The organism is Bradyrhizobium sp. AC87j1 (assembly GCF_002936975.1).
In the GTDB taxonomy this organism is placed as follows: Bacteria; Pseudomonadota; Alphaproteobacteria; order Rhizobiales; family Xanthobacteraceae; genus Bradyrhizobium; species Bradyrhizobium shewense.
The window spans coordinates 165,753-185,874 of the sequence record NZ_PTFE01000003.1; the positions used below are offsets into that span (position 1 = coordinate 165,753).

Below are 20,122 nucleotides of genomic sequence, written 5' to 3' on the forward strand. Positions count from 1 at the left end.
CGACCCAAGGCGGCCTGCAGCCTGCCGACAACGACATAATCAACCCAGGAGGAAGCCCAGATGAAGACACTCACCGGTATCATCGCAGCCGTTGCATTGGTGCTCTCAGCGCCCCTGGCGACTGCCCGCGATTTCCGCTCCGCCGACGTGCACCCCGCCGATTATCCGACTGTCGAGGCCGTCAAGTTCATGGGCAAGCAGCTCGCGGCGGCGAGCGGCGGCAAGCTCGGCGTCAAGGTGTTTCCGAACGGCGCCCTGGGCTCCGAGAAGGACACCATCGAGCAGCTCAAGATCGGTGCACTCGATATGATGCGGATCAACGCATCGCCGCTCAACAACTTCGTGCCGGAAACCGTCGCGTTGTGCCTGCCCTTCGTCTTCCGCGACACCCAGCATATGCGCACGGTTCTTGACGGGCCGATCGGCGATGAGATCCTGGCGGCCATGGAGCCCGCAGGTCTGGTCGGCCTTGCCTATTACGACAGCGGCGCCCGGTCCATTTACACCGTGAAGGCGCCGGTCAAGTCGCTCGCGGACCTGAAGGGTCTGAAGATTCGCGTTCAGCAGTCCGATTTGTGGGTCGGCATGATCCAGAGCCTCGGCGCCAACCCGACGCCGATGCCGTATGGCGAGGTCTATACCGCGCTCAAGACCGGCCTGGTGGATGCAGCCGAAAACAACTGGCCCTCCTACGAGTCGTCGCGCCATTTCGAGGCCGCCAAATTCTACAACATCACCGAGCACTCCCTGGCGCCCGAAGTTCTGGTGATGTCCAAGAAGGTCTGGGACACGCTGAGCAAGGAGGATCAGGCGATGGTCCGCAAGGCGGCCAAGGAATCGGTGCCCGTCATGCGCAAGCTCTGGGACGAGCGTGAGCAGGCGTCCCGCAAGACGGTCGAGGCCGCCGGCGTTCAGGTCGTGACGATCGCCAACAAGGCGGAATTCGTCGACGCGATGAAGCCGGTGTACCAGAAGTTCGCCGGTGACGAGAAGCTGCAGGGCCTCGTCAAGCGTATCCAGGACACGAAGTAACACCACAGCGTCGGGTCCGGCGTCGCGGCCAAGGCGACCCGGACCCTCGCAAGGAGGCGCGGGAATGACAGACCCACACGTCGCAGATCACGAGCAGGGGGCAGTCGTGGCACGCCCGGCGACCGGCTTGCTGTCGCGCGTCAATGCCGTCGTCGCGCGCGCAGGCATGTATTTGTCCGTGAGCGGGCTGCTCCTCATCGTCACCGTCGTGTTCTACCAGGTGTTCGGTCGTTACGTGCTCAATTCGAGCCCGACCTGGACGGAGAACCTTGCGCTGGTTCTCATCCTGTATGTCACCCTGATCGGCGCCGCCGTCGGCGTGCGCGATGCCGGACACATCGGAATGGACAGCCTGTTGGTGATGCTGCCCGACCACGCGCGAGAGAAGATCGAGCTCGTCATCCACGTCCTGGTGGCCGCGTTTGGCGTCGCGATGGCCTATAATGGCTGGATTCTCGGGGCATCCGTGGGGACCGTGAAGATCCCCAATCTCGGCCTGCCCGAGGTCATCCGCTACGTCCCGCTGATCGCCTCCGGCGTCCTGATCGTCTCCTTTTCAATCGAGCACATCATTGCTCTCTTGCGCGGCGAAGAGGTCGTCCCCTCATGGAACTGATCATCCTCGGCGCGACGTTTTTCGGCTTCCTGATCCTCGGCGTCCCGGTTGCCTTCGCCATCGGTCTCTCGGCGATCTGCACCATCCTCTACGAGGGTCTGCCGGTCGCCGTCATCTTCCAGCAGATGATGTCGGGGATGAACATCTTCTCGTTCCTTGCCATCCCGTTCTTCGTCTTCAGCGGTGAGCTGATGCTGCATGGCGGCGTCGCCGACAAGATCGTGCAGCTCGCCAAGAATCTCGTCGGGCACATCCGCGGCGGGCTCGGCATGTCGAACGTGGTCGCCTGCACCCTGTTCGGCGGCGTCTCCGGATCGCCCGTGGCCGACGTGTCGGCGATGGGCGCGGTGATGATCCCGATGATGAAGAAGGAGGGGTTCGACACCGACTACGCCGTCAATGTCACGACCCACGCCTCGCTGGTGGGCGCGCTGATGCCGACCAGCCATAATATGATCATTTATGCCCTGGCAGCCGGGGGCAAGGTATCGATCGGCGCGCTGATCGCCGCGGGCCTCCTGCCGGCAATCGTGTTGATGGCGTGCATGCTGGTCGCCGCTTATGGCGTTGCCGTGAAGCGCGGCTATCCGGCCGGCAAGTTCCCGGGCTGGGCCGAGGTTTTCCGCTCGCTCGCGGCCGCGCTGCCGGGCCTTTTGATCGTCGGCATCATCCTGGCAGGCATCCTGTCCGGCGTCTTCACGGCTACAGAATCTGCCGCCGTCGCGGTCACCTACACGATGCTGCTGACGTTCTTCATCTACCGCACCATGACCTGGAGCAACTTCCTGCGCGCCGCCGCCAAAGCGGTGAAGACGACGGGCGTGGTGCTGCTGCTGATCGGCGTCTCCACCATGTTCCAGTACCTGATGGGGCTCTACGAGGTGGCCGACCTCGCCGGCGACCTGATGAGCAAGGTCTCCACGCAGCCCTGGGTCATCTTCCTGCTCATCAACGTCATCCTGTTCGTGCTCGGCACGTTCATGGACATGGCGGCGACCATCCTGATCTGCACCCCGATCTTCCTGCCGATCGCGATGAAGGCGGGCATGGATCCGGTGCAGTTCGGCATGCTGATGCTGATCAATTGCGCCCTCGGGCTGAACACCCCGCCGGTCGGAACCACGCAGTTCGTCGGTTGCGCCATTGGCGGCATTTCGGTGGGCGCGGTGATGCGCACCATCCTGCCGTTCTACGCCGCGCTGATCGCAGCACTGATGTTCGTGACCTACGTCCCTGCATTCTCGCTGTGGCTGCCCCGCCTGCTCATGGGTTACAAGGGCTAGCAGCTACAGGAGAAGCTATCAGTGACTGACTATCGCAAGCTCTTTGATCTCACCGGCAAGACGGCCGTGGTGCTCGGCGCCGCATCGGGCATCGGCAAATCGTCGGCCGAGGCGCTGGCCGGGTTAGGGGCCCGCGTCGTCTGCGCCGATCGCGCGCTTGACGCCGCGGAGGCGACCGCCGCCGGCATTCGCGACAAGGGCGGCTGGGCCGAAGCAGCCAGCTGTGACGCCGCGAGCGCTGCAGACGTCAGTGCGTTGGCTAAAAGCGTGATGCAGAAATTCACGCGGCTCGACATCGCGGTGACGACGCCAGGGCTCAACATCCGCAAGACCATCCTCGACTACACCGAGGAGGATCTCGACCGTGTCCTCAACCTCAACGTCAAGGGCACGGTGTGGTTCTTCCAGGCCTTCGGCCGCATCATGGTCGCGCAAAAGGGCGGCAGCATCATCGCCTGCTCGTCGGTGCGCGCGGTGACCATCGAGCCGGGCCTCGGCGTCTACGGCTCGACCAAGGCGGCGATCGGCCTGCTGGTGAAGGGCTTTGCCTCCGAGGTCGGCCATGCCGGCGTGCGCGTCAACGCAATCGCGCCAAGCATCGCGGAGACCGCGCTGACCGGCCCGTTCAAGCAGCGCCCCGACATCTATAATCTCTACGCCGGCCATACCGTGTTCAACCGCTGGAGCAGCGCCGACGAGGTCGCGACTGCAGTGGCCTATCTCGCTTCGGACGCCGCGAGCTATGTCAGCGGCAGCACGATGTTCGTCGATGGCGGCTGGACCGCCGTCGACGGCCCGCCGACAGGCCTCACCCAGCTGCACAAATAGGGCGTCATCGGCTCTAGCCGGTAAAGCCGGCGCGCCGGCGCAGGTCCTTCCGATCTGCGCCGGTCAGCAACGCGATCAGCGCCGCCGCCTCTTTCGGATGCGCTGCCCGCGCTGTCACGCCGGCCGTGTACATCGTCACGAGTTCGCAGCCGGGCGGCAGCGCCCCTGACAGTGCAATGCCGTCTGTCGCGATGATCTCGGTCGCCTGCGTGCATCCGATCGGCCGCGTCGCCGCGGACGCCGCGAGCTCCCGCATCGCCGTTGCGCCGTTCGGAAATATCTTGAGGCGCGATGCCACCTCATAGGCGATGCCGAGCTGGTCCAGCACTTTTGCGAAATGCTGTCCCGCGGTCGAGGCCTTGGTGTCAGGGACGTAGATTGCGTCGGCGCTGCGCAGCACCTCGCGCAGATCGGCCTCGGTCTTCACCGTCACCTTGGCATCGCGGCTCCGGACCGCCAGCGCGGTCTCGACCCGGCCGACATCCGTGATCGAGGGGGGGACGACGAGCTTCTCCTCGGCCAGCCTCGCAAGCAGTGCCTGCGTCAGGATCACAAGATCGGCCGGCGTGCTCGCGCGCAGCTTGTCCGCCATCACGCCGACCGCGCCAAACTCGCCGTCGATACCGAAGCCGGTTTGCGCCTTGAAAGCCTCGGTGACGCCGCGCACCAGGCCTTGTGCCGCGCCTCCGCTCAAAACGTTCACTGTCGTCAAGGCGCACGCTCCATCGCTGCAATGATCTTGTCGCGCGTGATCGGCAGGTCGCGCACGCGGACGCCGAGGCAATCATACACCGCATTCGCGATCGCCGCCGTCACCGGACCGTGGGCCGCTTCGCCGGCGCCGACGGGCTCGATCTCCGGCCGCTGGATGATCTCGACATCCACGGCCGGCACCTCGCTAAATGTCAGGATCGGATAGTCCGTCCATGATGTCGAGGTGATGCTGGTCCGGTCAAAGCGCACGCGCTCCTTCAGCACCCAGCTCGTGGCCTGGATCGCGCCGCCCTCGATCTGGTTGACCACGCCGTCCGGATTGATGGCCTCGCCGACGTCGACTGCAAGCGTCAGCCGCTTGACACGGATATCGTCGGTGCCCTCGATCTCGGCAATCGCGGCGCAATAGGCGCCCATGTTCTTGTAGCGGGCAAAGCCGACGCCGTGACCGATGCCCGATCGCCGCTGCGGCTTCCATCCGGCACGTCGCGCGGCGGCGCTGATGACATCGCGCGCCCGTTCGTCACGCAAATGCCGCAGCCGGAATGCGATCGGATCTTCGCCACGCAGGGCAGCGATCTCGTCGAGCAGGGACTCGATGGCGAACACATTGCCTTGCCCGCCAAGCGTCCGCAGCGCCGAGGTGCGCACCGGCATGGTCAGCAGCCGGTGGCTCGTGATCGTCCAGGCCGGGAAGTCATAGAGCGGAACGGAGTTGCGGTCACCGCCGCCGCCATTGGCGGCCGGCGGGTTGGTCGAGATCATGCGGGGATAGGGATTGGCGATCTCGGTTGCCGCGAGCAGCGCCGGCTGCGCCGCGCGTCCCGGCCGTGCCGCATGGCCGTTGCTCCAGATCGCGTGGCGCCAGCCGGTAATCTCGTTGTCGGCGTCGAGATCGGCCTCGATCTCGATGGCCATCGCCGCGCCGAACGGCGCGTGGGACATCTCGTCGTGGCGTGACCACTGCACGCGCACCGGACGGCCACCGACCGCCTTGGCCAGCAGCACGGCATCCAGCGCGACGTCATCGGCCGCATTGTGTCCGTAGCAGCCGGCGCCCTCGATGTGCTCGACGACGATGTTCTCCGCGGGCAGCTTGAGGACGATCGCGAGATCGGCGCGCAGCAGGTAGACGCCCTGGCTGTGCGTCCAGACATGGACACGATCGCCGCCCCATTGTGCCATGGCGCAGGACGGGGCGATCGAGGCGTGGGCGATGTAGGGGCGGGTGTATTGCCGGCGGAGTGTTTGGGCGGGCTTGTCCGCCGGCCCCGCCGCCTTGGTGTCGATGACGGTGGTCTCGACCGGTTGGCTCTTCAAAAAGCCCGCCAGATCGTCTTCGTCCGGCAGCGGCTCGCCGGGCGACCATGTCGCGCCCTTGCGCAGAGCCTTGAGGGCCGCGTCCGCCGCCGCCTCGTTGTCGGCAACCACGCCGGCAAAGCCGCCGTCGCGGACGATCGCAACGAGGCCGGGGACGGCGCGTGCAGCATCCTCATTCAGCGCGATCAGTTTGGCGCCCGAGATATCCGGCCGCAGCACGCGTCCGTGCATAAGGCCCGGCAGCGCAAGGTCGTGGATGAAACGCGGCCGCGCGAACACCTTGTCGGGAATGTCGACACGCTGGACCGAATGTCCGGCGATGGTGCGCCTGGCGGCACTCTTCGCTGTCGGGCCTGCGGTTGCGTCGTGGTCGAGCGAGACCTCGTCCATCAACTCCCAATAGCTGGTCCTGACATTGCCGGGACCCGAGATGGTGCCGTCATCGATATCGAGCAGCGCGGCATCGACGCCGAGACGTTCCGATGCCGCACGAAGGAAGCGCTGGCGTACCTCGGCGCAGACCTGGCGCAGCGCGCGGCCGGACTGCTGGATCGAGAGACTGCCCGAGGTGACGCCTTCGTTCGGGCTCGTCGCCGTCGAGGCACGGATCATCTCGATCCGGACGATCTCGACATCGAGCTCGTCCGCCGCGATCTGCGCCAGCGCCGTGACGATTCCCTGGCCGATTTCGACCTTGCCGGGCGAGATCGCCACACGGCCGTCATCGGTGAATCGCACCCATGATGACAGCTTGGGATTGGCCGCGAGGCTAACCGGCAGTTTTGGGGCAGGGGACGACGTGCTCATGATGCCGCCATCTCTGCTGCCGCACGCAACACGGCGCGGACCATGCGGTTGTGCGACCCGCAGCGGCACAGATTGCGATCCAGTGCGGCTCTGACCTCTGCCTCCGTCGGGGACGGATTGCGCTTCAGCAGTGCCGCCGCGCTGACGAGGATTCCGGATACGCAGTAGCCGCATTGCATCGCCTGTTCGGCGATGAAGGCGCGTTGCAGCGGGTGCGGCTGCTCCACTGTCCCGAGGCCTTCCACCGTGACGACGTCCTTGTCAGCGACCGACCACATCGGCATGTCGCAGGAAGCCATCGCACGGCCATCGACCATGACGTAACAGGCGCCGCACTCATTGGCGCCGCAGCCGAAATGCGCACCGGTGAGGCCGAGCCGGCTCCGCAGCACATCGAGCAGCATCCGGTCCGGATCAGCGTCCAAGGCGATCGCTGCGCCGTTGAGGCGGAATTGAACGGAGGGCATGAGCAGTACGGCCTCAGGACTTGTCGAACTTCTTGACGACGTCGGCCCATTTCTCGATGTCGCCGCGCAGGAATTTGTCGAACTGTTCCGGCGTCATCGACATGGGTACGGCGCCCTGTTCTGTCCAGAGCTTGACGATGTCGGGCCGCTTCACCATTGCGTTGACGGCAGCATTGAGCTTGTCGATCACGGGCTTCGGCGTGCCGGCCGGCGCCATCAGGCCGAGCCAGATGGTCGCCTCGTAGCCTGCTACACCGGCTTCGCCTGCCGTCGGTACGTTCGGCAGCACGGTCGAACGCTGCTTGCCGGTCGTGGCGAGCGCGCGGACTTGATTTTCGGCGATGTTCGGCGCCATCGCCGGCACCGCGTCGATCATCATCTGCACCTGTCCGCCGATCACGCCGCTGCGCGCCTCGCCGCTGTTGCGATAGGGAACATGCACGACATCGATGCCGGCCATGGCTTTGAACAACTCGCCGGCCATGTGATAGGGCGTGCCCTGGCCCGAGGAAGCGTAATTCAGCTTGCCCGGCTGCGCCTTGGCGAGCGCGATGAACTCGGCCAGCGTCTTCGCCGGGACCTGCGGGTTCACCACGATGACGAGATCGGAATAATTCACCGGCGCGATCGGCGCGAGGTCGCGCATCAGCTCGTATTTTCGCTTGTCCGCCGTCAGCAGCGATTCATTCGCGGTCTGTGTGTTGGACATCATCAGCAGCGTGTAGCCGTCGGCCGGCGACTTCACAGCTTCCACGGTGCCGATGACGCCGCCGGCGCCGGTGCGGTTCTCGACCACGAAGGGCTGACCAAAACTCTCCTGGAGCACGTTGCCGATCAGCCGGGCGGCGACGTCGGCCGGCCCGCTGACGCCGAACGGCACGACGATACGGACCGAATGGCTGGGATAATCCTGCGCGAATGAGGGGGCTGCGGAGAATGCGGCAAGCAGGCCGGCCGCCAATGCCAGCACGGATCTTCGGGCGATCATGCCCACCTCCCTGATATCTTTCTTGTTGGCCGGCACTGTAGCGGCAGGGAATGCGGACTGTCGACGGCTCACAAAGCCGATTGTATCAGGGAATATCGCGCGGTTTTCGGTGTGACCGCGCCGCCTTCGCGCTTGCAGCAGGAACCCGCGGCGCGCGCGCTTTGAGCAAATCGCATGGGGCGTGCCGGATAAATGCGCTCGGCTGGCCGGTATTTTGGTGTTACGAACTGGGACATGAACCAGCACGCCAAAATCGAAATCCGCCATTCGACCTGTCCGCATGATTGCCCGTCGGCCTGTGCCCTCGATGTCGAGGTGGTCGAGGGCCGCAGCATCGGCCGTGTCCGCGGTTCGAAAAAGCAGACCTACACGGCCGGCGTCGTTTGCGCCAAGGTTGCCCGCTACGCCGAGCGCATCCATCACCCCGAGCGGGTCACGTTTCCGATGCGCCGCATTGGGCCGAAGGGCTCGGGGCAATTCGCGCGCATCTCCTGGGACGAGGCGCTGGACGAGATCGGGCGTCGCTTCAATCAAGCCGAACGCGAGTTCGGCGCGGAATCGATCTGGCCCTATTACTACGCCGGCACGATGGGCCTCGTGATGCGCGACGGCCTCAACCGCCTCACGCACGTGAAAAAATACTCGCGCTTCTATCAGACCATCTGCGCCAATGTCGCGCGCATCGGCTTTGCGATTGGTACCGGCAAGATCGCCGGCGTCGACCCGCGCGAGATGGCGCTGTCCGACCTCGTCGTGATCTGGGGCACCAATCCCGTCAACACGCAGGTCAACGTGATGACGCACGCCTCCCGTGCGCGCAAGGAGCGCGGCGCGAAAATTGCGGCGATCGACATCTACGACAACGAGACCATGAAGCAGGCTGATATCAAGATCATCCTGCGGCCCGGCACCGACGGCGCCTTTGCCTGCGGCGTCATGCATGTCCTGTTCCGCGACGGCTATGCCGACCGCGCCTATCTGGACAAATACACCGACTGCCCCGCCGAGCTCGAAGCGCATCTGGAGACGCGCACGCCGGAGTGGGCGTCCGCGATTTCAGGCGTGCCGGTGGCCGAAATCGAAGCCTTCGCGAAAGCGGTTGGCGAGACCAAGCGCACCTTCTTCCGCTTCGGCTACGGCTTTACGCGCAGCCGCAACGGTGCCACGCAGATGCACGCGGCAAATTGCATTCCCGCGGTGACCGGCGCCTGGCAATATGAAGGCGGCGGCGCCTTCTTCAACAATTACGCGCTGTGGCATTTCAACGAATCCATCATCGAGGGCCACGACGCCATCGACCAGAGCATCCGTGCGCTGGACCAGTCCAAGATCGGCCGTATCCTCACCGGCGATGCCGAAGCCCTGCGTGGCAAGGGCCCGGTCAAGGCGATGCTGATCCAGAACACCAATCCGATGACGGTGGCGCCGGAGCAGGCGCTGGTCAGGCAGGGCTTTGCGCGCGAGGACCTGTTCGTCGCGGTGCACGAGCAGTTCATGACCGAGACGGCGCAAATGGCGGACATCGTGCTGCCGGCGACCATGTTCATGGAGCATGACGATCTCTATTACGGCGGCGGCCATCAGCACATCTCGGTCGGACCGAAGCTGATCGATCCGCCCGGCGAATGCCGCTCCAACCACGAGGTCCTGCAGGCCCTGGCGCCGCGGCTCGGTGCCAGGCATCAAGGTTTCGAGATGACGCCGCGCGAATTGATCGACGCGACCTTGAGGCTGAGCAACCACGGCGACATCGGCGGCCTCGAAGCCGACATCTGGCGCGACCTGCAACCGGACTTCCGCACCTCGCATTATCTCGACGGCTTTGCCCATGCGGACCGGAAATTCCACTTCAAAGCCGATTGGGCGCATCCGCCGTTCGGCGTGACCATGGGCGATTTCGACAAGATGCCGTCGCTGCCGGACCATTGGGCGGTGATCGAGCACACCGACCAGGCCCATCCGTTCCGGCTCGCGACCAGCCCCTCGCGCAGCTTCCTCAACACGACCTTCAACGAGACGCCGTCCTCGCAGGCACGCGAGGGCAAGGCGAGCGTGATGATCCATCCGCTGGATGCCGCCGCGCTCGACATCGCCGAGGGCGATGCGGTGACGCTCGGCAATCCTCGCGGCGAGACCACGCTGGTGGCGACGCTGTTCGACGGCGTGCGGCGCGGCGTGCTGATCGCCGAGTCCGTTCATCCCAACAAGAACCATATCGGCGGCCGCGGCATCAACATGCTGACGGGAGCCGAAGCCGTGGCGCCGATCGGCGGGGCCGCGTTCCACGACAACAAGGTCTGGATCAGGAAGGCTGCGACCGCTTAGGGGCTGCACTCGGTGACGCCGTAGCCCGCGAACTCCTTCGCAATATTCGGGTTCATGGACTTTGCCTGCGCGATATCGGTGGCGCCGTCGCCGCCGTTCTTGCGGGTGGCGATGCCGCGGCCGAACAGCGACGATGACGAGCGCGGGTTGCGCTGGATCGCGTCGGTGTAGTCCTTGATCGCCTCAGTGGTCCGGCCGAGCTTGAGGTTGACGAGCCCGCGGCTGTCGAGCGCATCGCTCAATCCGGGATCGACCTGGAGCGCCAGATTGCAGTCGGCGAGCGCACCCTGCAGATCGCCGGTCGCCGCGCGCGTCCAGCAGCGATTGTTGAGCGCCTCGCCATCCCCACGATTGCGACGGATCACGAGGTCGAAATCCTGCATGGCGAGCGCGTAGGCGCGCTTGATCGCATAGACCTGACCGCGCTTGTAGCGCGAGGCGACGTCATTGGCATTCGCCGCGATCTTGCGGCTGAGATCGGCGATGACGGGATCCCTGGCGAGATCGTCCGCGCTCGGGGGCGGCTCTGCTTGCGGTGCCTCGCAGACCGGTTTCTGCGGCTCGGGTTTCTGAGGCTCCGGCTTGGTCGGGTCGCCGATCTTGTTGTCGGGCGGCTGCGTCACCGAACCTGCGAACGAGAATTCCGTGGTCAGCGAGGACGACAGCCACGGCACCTGCTCGCGCTTGGTGGCGGCGACGACGCCGTTCTTGGTGTTGGTCAGGGCCTGCTCGGCGCTGATGTTCGGCGCACGCATCTCGCGCAGCAGTTCGGCGACGAACAGGCCGTGCTCGGTCTTGCTGCTGGCCGCGACCGCACCGAGCGCGGCGGAGTAGAGCACGAGCGAATTGCTCGGCGCGATCGCCGGCGCAAGGCCCGCCGAATAGCGCGGAAACGTCGCTCGAACGGGTTGCGGCGCGAGGCGTCGATCAGCGCGATCTTGATCGCGGCACCGCGCGTGTTCATTTCGGCGAGGATGCTGTCGAGGCTGAAGCCGTCGCGCGCCACGTCCGGCTCGGTCCAGATCTGGGCGTCGACCGGGAGCAAATAGGTCTGCCGGTTGGACTGGATGGCAAAACCGTCGAAGAAGATCAGCGCCACCGCGCCGCGTTCGATCCGGGCATAGAAGCGATCCAGCACCTGCCGCATGCCGTCGGCCGTGAGAGTGCTCTGCCGGTCGACGACGAAGCCGTCGCGCTTCAATTCTTCAGTGACGTCCTGGGCGTCGTTGGCGACGTCGTTCAGCACGAACTCGTTGTCGGGATATCTCGCGTTGCCGATCACCAGCGCCAGTTTCGCGGCATCGGCCGCGTGGCTTGCGGGCGCTGTGCTCAGCGCGAGCAAGCCTGTCAGCAATGAAATCATCGCGGCGCGCATGAAATGGCTCATCGGTGATCAAAATCTCCAGTCAGGATAACGGCAGTCACCCGCAATTCAATCGCCAAGCGAATTTGCGCCCACACGCTATGGTGACACGGCGTTGCAGATTGCCCTTGCGCGCGCCGCCCGTCCTGCCGCAAATGGCTGCAAAACGGATGGCAAGGAAGCGAGCGTACCATGACCGACACCACAGCAATCATCACAGAGAAGCGCGGGCAGGCGTTCTGGATCACCATCAACCGGCCGGAGAAACGTAACGCGCTGAACGGCGAGGTCATCGCCGGCATCACCAAAGGCTATCGCGACGCGCACGACGACAAGGACGTCCGCGTCATCGTGCTGACGGGCGCGGGCGACAAGGCGTTCTGCGCGGGCGCCGATCTGCAGAATTCCGGCGCGGCTTTCGCGATGGATCATTCCAAACCAAATGTCGACTATGCCGATCTGTTACGTTTGTCACAGAACGCCACCAAGCCGGCGATTGCGCGGGTCGGCGGCGTCTGCATGGCCGGCGGGATGGGCCTGCTCTGCATGACCGACATGGCGGTCGCGGCCGATCACGTCGTCTTCGGCCTGCCGGAGGTGAAGGTTGGCGTGTTCCCGATGCAGGTGCTGAGCCTGCTGCAGACCATTGCGCCGCCGCGCCTCGTCAACGAATGGGCGCTCACCGGCGAGCCGTTCGATGCAAAGACGGCGCTGGGCGCGGGCCTGCTCAACTACGTCGTGCCCACCGCCGGGCTCGATGCCAAGGTCGACTGGCTGATCGGCCGCATCGTCGACAAATCCCCGACCGCGATCCGCCGCGGCAAATACGCCATGCGCGCCATCGCCTCGATGTCATTCGACGAGAGCATCGCCTACACCGAAAGCCAGATCGCGCTGCTCGCGATGACCGAGGACGCCAAGGAAGGCCTGAAGGCGTTCAGCGAGAAGCGGAAGCCGGTCTGGACGGGAAGGTGAGGGGGCGCAACCGCGCACACAACTCGTAGGGTGGGTTAGCGTAGCGTAACCCACCGCTTCTGCTGCCGCCGAGAAAGAAGAGGTGGGTTACGCCCTGCGGGTCGCGCCTTGCGCGCCCACAGTGCTAACCCACCCTACGGCATGTTACCCCGCGTTGGGCTTCAGCCCCGCCGCCTGGATACCCGCCACCGCGCAGGCCTCGTCATTGTCGGAGGTATCACCGGAGACACCCACCGCGCCGAGCAGCGTCGCGCCGTCCATGATCAGGACGCCGCCGGGGACCGGCACCAGCGCGCCCTTGGCAATCGTGTTCACGGCGTCGATGAAAAAGGCCTGCTCCTGGGCGCGCTGGAACAGCGCCCGCGAGCCCATGCCCATGGCGAGCGCGCCATAGGCCTTGCCGTGCGCGATCTCGCCGCGCATCAGGCTGGTGCCGTCCTGCGCCGCGGCGAGCTTGAGCACGCCGCGCGCGTCGAGGATGGTGACGACCAGCGGCTTCAGCTTGAGTTCGCCGGCCTTCGCGAAGGCGGCGTCGAGGATCTTGCGGGCGGTGTCGAGCGTGAGGTCAGCCATGGCTGGTTTCCTTTGCAGCAGTTGAGGTGGAATTGGTCTCAGTACGATCGAGGCTCATCGCCAGCACGCGCGCGACGTGAAGCGCCTCGCGCTGGGCGCCGTCATGGATCTGATGGCGGCAGGAGGTGCCGTCGGCGACGACGAGAGTCGTCGGGTCTGCGCGCCGCACGGCGGGCAGCAGCGACAGCTCGGCCATCTCGATCGAGGCATCATAGGTGTCCGCGCCATAGCCGAACGCGCCGGCCATGCCGCAGCAGCTCGATTCGATGGTCTCGACCTCAAGGCCCGGGACGAGGCGCAACACCTGCTCGACCGGCTTGAAGGCGCCGAAGGATTTTTGATGGCAATGGCCGTGCACGACGGCCTTCTCAGCGACGGTGCCGAGCGGCAGTTGCAGCCGGCCGGCCTCGGCCTCGCGCACCAGAAATTCCTCGAAGGTCAGCGCATGGGCGCCGACCGCCTTGGCGTCGTTGTCCTTGCGCAGCGAGGCGAGCTCGTCGCGCAGCGTCAACAGGCAGCTCGGCTCGAGGCCGACGATCGGCACGCCGCGCGCGGCAAAGGGCGCAAAGGCAGCGACCAGCCGATCGAGCTCGACCCTGGCTTCATCGACGAGGCCGGCGGAGAGGAAGGTGCGGCCGCAGCAGAGCGGGCGGCCGCCGCTGGTGGGCTTCGGCAGATGCACGCGATAACCGCCGGCCGCGAGCACGCGCAGGGCGGCATCGAGGTTCTCGCGCTCATAGATGCGATTGAAGGTGTCGGCGAACAGCACGACCTCACGGCCATCAACGGGCCCGACCACGTCAGCCGCTGGCGCAAAAACGTCGCTGCGGAAGGCGGGCAGGGCGCGGCGCGCGCTGATGCCGGCAAAGCGTTCGAACAGCTTTCGGAGCAGCGGGCTGCGGTTGCGCAAATTGGCCAGCGGCGCTAGCCGCGATGCGAGGCCGGCATAGCGCGGGAGATAGCCGACCAGGCGGTCGCGCAATGTCAGGCCGTGCGAGGCGGCACGCGCGGCCAGCACCTCGATCTTCATCTTGGCCATGTCGACGCCGGTCGGGCATTCGTGGCGGCAGGCCTTGCAGGAGACGCAGAGTTTGAGCGTTTCCATCATCTCGTCGGACGAAAGCGCATCCGGGCCGAGCTGACCCGAGATCGCGAGCCGCAGCGTGTTGGCGCGGCCCCGGGTGACGTCCTTCTCGTTGCGCGTGGCGCGGTAGGACGGGCACATCACGCCGCCCTCGAGCTTGCGGCAGGCGCCGTTGTTGTTGCACATCTCGACCGCGCCCTGGAAACCGCCGCCGGCGCCGGGATAAGCCGACCAGTCGAGCTTCGTCTTTAGCTCGCCGACGCGATAGTCGGGCTTGAAGCGGAACAGCGAGCGGTCGTCCATCTTCGGCGCATCGACGATCTTTCCGGAATTGAGCACGCCATCGGGATCGAAGCGCTGCTTCACCTCCCTGAAGTCGGCAACGAGGCGTTCGCCGAACATCGTCTCGTGAAACTCGGAGCGCACCAGGCCGTCGCCATGCTCACCGGAATGCGAGCCCTTGTACTCGCGCACCAGCGCGAAGGCCTCTTCGGCGATGGCGCGCATCGCCTTGACGTCCTTCTCCAGCTTCAAATTCAGCACCGGGCGCACATGCAGGCAGCCTTCGGAGGCGTGTGCATACATCGTGCCGCTGGTGCCGTGTTTGGCAAACACCTCGTTCAGCCGTGCGGTGTAGTCGGCGAGGTGCGGCAGCGGCACCGCGCAATCCTCGACGAAAGAGACCGGCTTGCCCTCCTGCTTCATCGACATCATGACGTTGAGGCCGGCGGCGCGGAAATCGGCGATGCCGCTCTGCAATGCAGGCTCGGTGATCTCGACGACGCCGCCCCATTTGCGTTTGTCGTTGGTCCAGCCGAAGCCGAGATCACCCATGAGCTCACCGAGCTGTTTGAGACGGAGGACGTTGTCCGCCTGGTCTTCTTCGGCGAATTCGACCACCAGCACGGCGTCCGGATCGCCCTTGATGGCGGCAGAGATGATGGGGCGGAACATCGCGATGTCGCGGCCGAGCGCGAGCATGGTGCGGTCGACCAGCTCCACCGCGATCGGCTTCAGCTTGACGAGGTGCTGGGCCGCATCCATCGCCTCGTAGAAGCTGCCGAAATGGCAGACGCCCAGCGCCTTGTTGCGGATCACGGGCCACAGCTTCAGCTCGACTTTGGTGGTGAAGGCCAGCGTGCCCTCGGAGCCGACCAGGAGGTGCGCCATGTTGTTGCGCGCATTGCGCGGCACCAGCGCATCGAGATTGTAGCCGCCGACGCGGCGCTGCACTTTGGGAAACCGCGCGGCGATCTCATCGGCCTCGCGCGTGCCGAGATCGAGCATGTCGCGGAACAGGGCGCGTGCGCTGTTGCCGGCGTCGAGATCGGAGAGATCGCGCGACACCTCGCCGTAACGGCTCAAGGTGCCGTCGGCGAGGGCGGCCTCCATCGACAGCGTGTTGTCGCGCATGGTGCCGTAGCGCAAGCTGCGTCCGCCGCAGGAATTGTTGCCGGCCATGCCGCCGATGGTGGCGCGCGAAGCCGTGGAGACGTCGACCGGGAACCACAGGCCATGCTTTTTGAGCTGGCGGTTGAGATCGTCGAGCACGATGCCGGGCTCGACCACGCAGGTGCGGCCTTCGACGTCGAGCGAAAGGATGCGGTTCAGGTGTTTCGACAGATCGACCACGATCCCGTCATTGACGGTCTGGCCGCATTGCGAGGTGCCGCCGCCCCGCGGGGTGACCTTGCGCCCCTCGTCGCGGGCGATCGCCAGCGCCAGCAAGGCCTCGCCCATGGTCCTGGGCACGACCACGCCGGCCGGCACGATCTGGTAGAACGAGGCGTCGGTGGCGTAACGGCCACGGCTGAAGCGGTCGAACAGGACATCGCCGGTGATTTCCCGGGCCAGGCGTGCCGCCAGGCCGCCCTTTTGAGCCGATTCCGGTGATTTTCCAGCCACTTCCGCCGCCATGGTCCGCTTTCGCCTGTTCGCCGGCACCGTCTTGCCTCCCGTCACGGCCCTTGGCAAGCGAGCCCTGCTTCTTGGGCATTGACGGACCCCGCCGGGCGAGGGACAAGCCCGGCGAATAGTGATATGCGAGCGGCTCGCGGGAGCCCTGAATTCGGGCTGACCGACGCTAGCGCCAAGACAAGCTTCCAAGACAAGCTTCCAAGACAAGCTTCCAAGACAGCCTCAAAGACCGGGAAGGACGCCGATGACCGTGCACACTGGAAGGCATTTCTTACAGATTCCAGGACCGACCAACGTGCCCGACCGGGTGCTGCGGGCGATGGACATGCCGACCCTGGACCATCGCGGTCCGGAGTTCGCCGAGCTCGGTTTTGCGGTTCTCGCCTCGATGCAGCGGGTGTTCCGCACCAAGCAGCCCGTGATCATCTTCCCCTCTTCCGGCACCGGCGCCTGGGAAGCGGCGATGGTCAACGTGTTCGCGCCCGGCGACAAGCTCCTGATGTGCGAGACCGGCCAGTTCGCCGTGCTGTGGCGCGGCATCGCCGACAAGTTCAAGTTCGACGTCGACTTCATCCCGAGCGACTGGCGTCACGGCGCCGACCTCGCCGAGATCGAGAAGCGCCTCGTCGCCGACAAGCAGCACGCGATCAAGGCCGTCTGCGTCGTGCACAACGAGACCTCGACCGGCTGCGTGACGCCGCCACTGGAGGTTCGCAAGCTGCTCGACCGCGTCAAGCATCCGGCGCTGCTGATGGTCGATACCATCTCCGGCCTCGGCTCGATGGAATATGAGCACGACGCCTGGGGCATCGACGTCTCGGTCGCCGGCTCCCAAAAGGGGCTGATGCTGCCGCCGGGTCTCGGCTTCAACGCCGTCTCGGACAAGGCGCTGGCCGTAGCCAAGGCCAACCCGGGCATGCGCTCCTACTGGGACTGGCAGGAGGTCATCAACTTCAACAAGCTCGGCACCTTCCCCTATACGCCCGCCACCAACCTGCTCTATGGCCTGCGCGAAGCGGTCAAGATGCTGGAAGAGGAGGGGCTGGAGAACGTCTGGACCCGCCACAAGCGCCACAGCGCGGCGACGCGGGCCGCGATCAAGGTCTGGGGCCTGGAGACGCAATGCGCCGACCCGGCTGCGCACTCGCCGGCGCTGACCGGCGTGCGCGTGCCTGATGGCCACGACGCCGACGCCTTCCGCAAGGTTGTGCTGGAGAACTTCGACATGTCGCTCGGCACCGGCCTGAACAAGATCAAGGGCAAGGTCTTCCGCATTGGCCATATCGGCCACTTCAACGATCTGATGCTGATGGGCACGCTCGCCGGCGTCGAGATGGGCCTGGATCTGGCAAAGATTCCGCACCGGAGCGGCGGCGTCCTGGCGGCCATGGACGTCCTGAAGGGACGCGACGCGGTGCCGATGACCAAGGCTCAGGTGGCTTAAAGGCTCAGGTGGCCTGGCGGCTCAACTGGCCTGAACCGACCTAGAGAAGAAGAGAGCGCGCGATGAACGCACCGACGACTGCCAACGAAGACCTGCTCTACTCCGTCCAGGACGGCATCGCGCGGATCACCTTCAACCGCCCGCAGGCGCGCAACGCAATGACCTTCGCCATGTATGATCGCATGGCGGAGATCTGCCAGGAGATCAACGCCGACCGTTCGATCAAGGCGCTGATCCTGACCGGCGCCGGCGACAAGGCGTTTGCCTCCGGCACCGACATTTCCCAGTTCCGTGCGTTCAAGACCGCGCAGGACGCACTCGACTACGAGGCCCGCATCGACCGCGTGCTCGGCACGCTCGAGCAGTGCCGCGTCCCCGTGATCGCGGCCATCGCCGGCGCCTGCACCGGCGGCGGCGCCGGCATCGCGGCCTGCTGCGACCTGCGCATCGGCACCGAGACGACGCGGATGGGCTTTCCGATCGCGCGCACGCTCGGCAATTGCCTGTCGATGTCGAACATCAGCCGCGTCGTCGCGCTGGTCGGTCCCGCCCGCACCAAGGATCTGATCTTCAAGGCGCGTCTCGTCGAGGCGCCGGAAGCGCTGGCGCTTGGCCTCCTCAACGAGGTCGTGCCTGACGTCGAGACGCTGCAGCGCCGCGCCGACGAGACCGCAAAGCTCGTTGCCAGCCATGCGCCGCTCACGCTGGAAGCGACCAAGGAAGCGGTGCGCCGCATCCGCCGCACGCTGTCGCGCGAAGAGGGCGAGGACCTGATCCTGAAAGCCTATATGAGCGAAGATTTTCGCGAAGGCATGGACGCCTTCCTCAACAAGCGCACGCCGAACTGGAAGGGCAAGTAGCCCGCGTCATTGAACGGCTGCGCCATATTAGGGCGTGTACTCATAAAGGCGCAGACGTCGGCTTTCAGATCTAAGCAGAAATTTTCTGCTCAATCAGAGCGTTGCCGGTTTTGACCCAAAGCGGTCACTTTCCGTCCGGGACAACCCCATGTGTTCGCTGCGCCGATGGCGATTTAGCGTGGCCGCTCGATTACGTTAATTCGGAGGTTGCCTTCGAGCTCCCAACGTCCATCGACGTTAACCGTGCATCCGCTTCCGATCACATAGCGAGCGGAAAAGCCTGCCTTTTTCCAACGCTGCTCGCATCCATCATTCGATATGATTGGGACAAGCTCTACGATCAAAAACAATGCTACTGCGCCGAAACCCAGATAGAAGATGACCTTTCGCATAAGTGCCCTCCGGTCGAAAAACCGTAGCACGAACGACTGAGCCGAAGATCAATAAGCGGCACCTCGGTTAAGGAGCCATTGACTGCTTCTGGCCCGTAGCTGACCTTCACGACGACGCCTGCTTAGGCCGCTTCTGACCCATTACAGACATGGATCGCAACCGCGCCTTTGGTCGTCATTCATTCCCGCCGATAGAAATCGTATGCATTCAGCTCGTTGGCAAGTGTAGCCCCTGAATGCAATCGATCGCCGTCGAGTTGAGTTTTGATGGTTTTTAGCCACGGCAGCTTCATTTCGATACCAACAGTCACGGGATCATCCGTCACCTCAATGACGGCATCCGAAGCACAACCCGGGACCCAAAAGTCGCAGCCAAGTTTGCCGGATCAACCTGTTCGACCGACTTAGGGTCATTGAGATCGCGAAAGCGTACCAACATTGGAATTTCATCGCGGTGCAAGACGCGATGGGGGCGCTGCTCCTTCAACAACCGCACTTGCGGAAGTGGATTGGTCTCCGTTTTGAGCAAGTCGGCAAAGGCGTGGAACAACAGCCATGCGGGAGCTCCAAGGCTGCCAAGGCCAATTTTCGGACCGCGCAGTAACGCGAAGAACGTACCTTCGGAGCCGAGATCAATTGCAACAGCTTCGCCGCTTACCTCATTCCCGAAACCTCCCATGGAGCCAAAGAGGCCTCTCGTATCGGATTGCTTTACCTGGATGACCCCTGATCGACTGACGGATTTGCCATCGACGTCCACGTTGAATGTCAATCTGTATCTTATCGTCTCGCTTAGCGAGTTACCACAACCCGTCAAAATGCTGCTTAGGATGCAGAGGGCCGCCAGCCATCGCGTGCGCAGTGTGGCCATCGCCTTACCAACGACCGACGGGCAAGCAATAGCCGGTTAAGTCATCCAAACGCGCGAACATCCCTTGGTTGTGCACGGTAATGCGCTAAGGTTCGGTAAATGTAGTCAACTGCCCGAGAAACTGGGCACGGATTAGCTTTCGGATTGAAGGTCCGCTTCTGGCCCTTAGCTGACCAATCTCGGCATGTTGCGTGATGGCAGCTTCTGACCCGGACCTGATGCTTTCAGCTTCCGAGGCCACTCGAGCAGCAATATCCGAGTTA

Annotated in this window: 18 protein-coding genes and 1 pseudogene; 8 read left to right on the top strand and 11 right to left on the bottom strand. The window is 64.7% G+C overall.

What is annotated here, in order from left to right; all coding sequences use genetic code 11:
- Positions 1-60: 60 nt before the first annotated feature.
- From CV770_RS03575 to CV770_RS03590, 4 genes are all read left to right on the top strand, one after another.
- A complete protein-coding gene (locus CV770_RS03575) occupies positions 61-1,032 on the top strand; it encodes a TRAP transporter substrate-binding protein (RefSeq protein WP_104461342.1) in 972 nt (323 codons plus the stop codon).
- 64 nt (positions 1,033-1,096) lie between these two features.
- Positions 1,097-1,648 carry a TRAP transporter small permease gene (locus CV770_RS03580; protein WP_091959366.1) on the top strand — a complete coding sequence of 184 codons (552 nt, stop codon included), beginning with the start codon at positions 1,097-1,099 and terminating at the stop codon, positions 1,646-1,648.
- A complete protein-coding gene (locus CV770_RS03585; RefSeq protein ID WP_028142561.1) occupies positions 1,639-2,931 on the top strand; it encodes a TRAP transporter large permease in 1,293 nt (430 codons plus the stop codon). The genes CV770_RS03580 and CV770_RS03585 overlap by 10 nt, the downstream gene beginning before the upstream one ends.
- Before the next feature lie 21 nt (positions 2,932-2,952).
- Complete coding sequence (locus CV770_RS03590; RefSeq protein ID WP_104461343.1) at positions 2,953-3,759, top strand: SDR family NAD(P)-dependent oxidoreductase; 807 nt, start codon at positions 2,953-2,955, stop codon at positions 3,757-3,759.
- Positions 3,760-3,772: 13 nt separating this feature from the next.
- Here the strand turns inward: CV770_RS03590 and CV770_RS03595 are convergent, their stop codons facing one another.
- Genes CV770_RS03595 through CV770_RS03610 form a run of 4 tightly spaced genes read right to left on the bottom strand, consistent with a single transcriptional unit; the run spans position 3,773 to position 8,055 of the window.
- Positions 3,773-4,471 (bottom strand): molybdate ABC transporter substrate-binding protein, encoded by a 699-nt coding sequence (locus tag CV770_RS03595; protein ID WP_104461344.1) that lies wholly within the window; start codon positions 4,469-4,471, stop codon positions 3,773-3,775.
- Positions 4,468-6,600 (bottom strand): xanthine dehydrogenase family protein molybdopterin-binding subunit, encoded by a 2,133-nt coding sequence (locus CV770_RS03600; RefSeq protein WP_104461345.1) that lies wholly within the window; start codon positions 6,598-6,600, stop codon positions 4,468-4,470. Before CV770_RS03600 ends, CV770_RS03595 begins: the two co-directional genes overlap by 4 nt.
- Positions 6,597-7,067, bottom strand: coding sequence for a (2Fe-2S)-binding protein (locus tag CV770_RS03605; RefSeq protein WP_104461346.1), 471 nt, complete (start codon positions 7,065-7,067; stop codon positions 6,597-6,599). The genes CV770_RS03600 and CV770_RS03605 overlap by 4 nt, the downstream gene beginning before the upstream one ends.
- Before the next feature lie 13 nt (positions 7,068-7,080).
- On the bottom strand, positions 7,081-8,055 hold the full coding sequence (locus CV770_RS03610) for a tripartite tricarboxylate transporter substrate binding protein (RefSeq protein ID WP_201759684.1): 975 nt from the start codon (positions 8,053-8,055) through the stop codon (positions 7,081-7,083).
- A 234-nt stretch (positions 8,056-8,289) separates the two neighbouring features.
- On the opposite strand from CV770_RS03610, the gene CV770_RS03615 reads away from it, so the two are divergent.
- Positions 8,290-10,380, top strand: a complete 2,091-nt coding sequence (locus CV770_RS03615) for a molybdopterin oxidoreductase family protein (RefSeq protein ID WP_104461347.1) — start codon at positions 8,290-8,292, stop codon at positions 10,378-10,380.
- Here the strand turns inward: CV770_RS03615 and CV770_RS44180 are convergent.
- Complete coding sequence (locus tag CV770_RS44180; protein ID WP_502693584.1) at positions 10,377-11,219, bottom strand: tetratricopeptide repeat protein; 843 nt, start codon at positions 11,217-11,219, stop codon at positions 10,377-10,379. The genes CV770_RS03615 and CV770_RS44180 overlap by 4 nt on opposite strands.
- A 125-nt stretch (positions 11,220-11,344) precedes the next feature.
- A pseudogene (locus CV770_RS44185) lies at positions 11,345-11,767 on the bottom strand (caspase family protein); the annotation flags it as partial.
- A 168-nt stretch (positions 11,768-11,935) separates the two neighbouring features.
- Here CV770_RS44185 and CV770_RS03625 point away from each other — a divergent pair.
- A complete protein-coding gene (locus tag CV770_RS03625) occupies positions 11,936-12,718 on the top strand; it encodes an enoyl-CoA hydratase/isomerase family protein (RefSeq protein WP_104461348.1) in 783 nt (260 codons plus the stop codon).
- A gap of 144 nt (positions 12,719-12,862) precedes the next feature.
- Here CV770_RS03625 and CV770_RS03630 read toward each other — a convergent pair whose 3' ends face one another.
- Together CV770_RS03630 and CV770_RS03635 are read right to left on the bottom strand one after the other, a co-directional pair.
- Positions 12,863-13,291: a GlcG/HbpS family heme-binding protein gene (locus CV770_RS03630; RefSeq protein WP_018319272.1), complete on the bottom strand. Its 429-nt coding sequence runs from the start codon at positions 13,289-13,291 to the stop codon at positions 12,863-12,865.
- Positions 13,284-16,292: an FAD-binding and (Fe-S)-binding domain-containing protein gene (locus tag CV770_RS03635; protein ID WP_201759688.1), complete on the bottom strand. Its 3,009-nt coding sequence runs from the start codon at positions 16,290-16,292 to the stop codon at positions 13,284-13,286. Before CV770_RS03635 ends, CV770_RS03630 begins: the two co-directional genes overlap by 8 nt.
- Before the next feature lie 244 nt (positions 16,293-16,536).
- Between CV770_RS03635 and CV770_RS03640 the strand changes: the two genes are divergently transcribed.
- Both CV770_RS03640 and CV770_RS03645 read left to right on the top strand, forming a co-directional pair.
- Positions 16,537-17,736: a pyridoxal-phosphate-dependent aminotransferase family protein gene (locus tag CV770_RS03640; RefSeq protein WP_104461349.1), complete on the top strand. Its 1,200-nt coding sequence runs from the start codon at positions 16,537-16,539 to the stop codon at positions 17,734-17,736.
- A gap of 62 nt (positions 17,737-17,798) precedes the next feature.
- Positions 17,799-18,596 carry an enoyl-CoA hydratase/isomerase family protein gene (locus CV770_RS03645; protein ID WP_018319275.1) on the top strand — a complete coding sequence of 266 codons (798 nt, stop codon included), beginning with the start codon at positions 17,799-17,801 and terminating at the stop codon, positions 18,594-18,596.
- Between the two features lie 173 nt (positions 18,597-18,769).
- On the opposite strand, the gene CV770_RS41440 is transcribed toward CV770_RS03645, so the two are convergent.
- The 3 genes from CV770_RS41440 to CV770_RS03650 form a co-directional block, all read right to left on the bottom strand.
- A complete protein-coding gene (locus tag CV770_RS41440) occupies positions 18,770-18,988 on the bottom strand; it encodes a hypothetical protein (RefSeq protein ID WP_146101233.1) in 219 nt (72 codons plus the stop codon).
- Positions 18,989-19,167: 179 nt separating this feature from the next.
- Positions 19,168-19,299, bottom strand: coding sequence for a hypothetical protein (locus CV770_RS43835; protein ID WP_283811271.1), 132 nt, complete (start codon positions 19,297-19,299; stop codon positions 19,168-19,170).
- Between the two features lie 11 nt (positions 19,300-19,310).
- Positions 19,311-19,760 carry a hypothetical protein gene (locus CV770_RS03650; RefSeq protein ID WP_146101234.1) on the bottom strand — a complete coding sequence of 150 codons (450 nt, stop codon included), beginning with the start codon at positions 19,758-19,760 and terminating at the stop codon, positions 19,311-19,313.
- Positions 19,761-20,122: the final 362 nt, after the last annotated feature.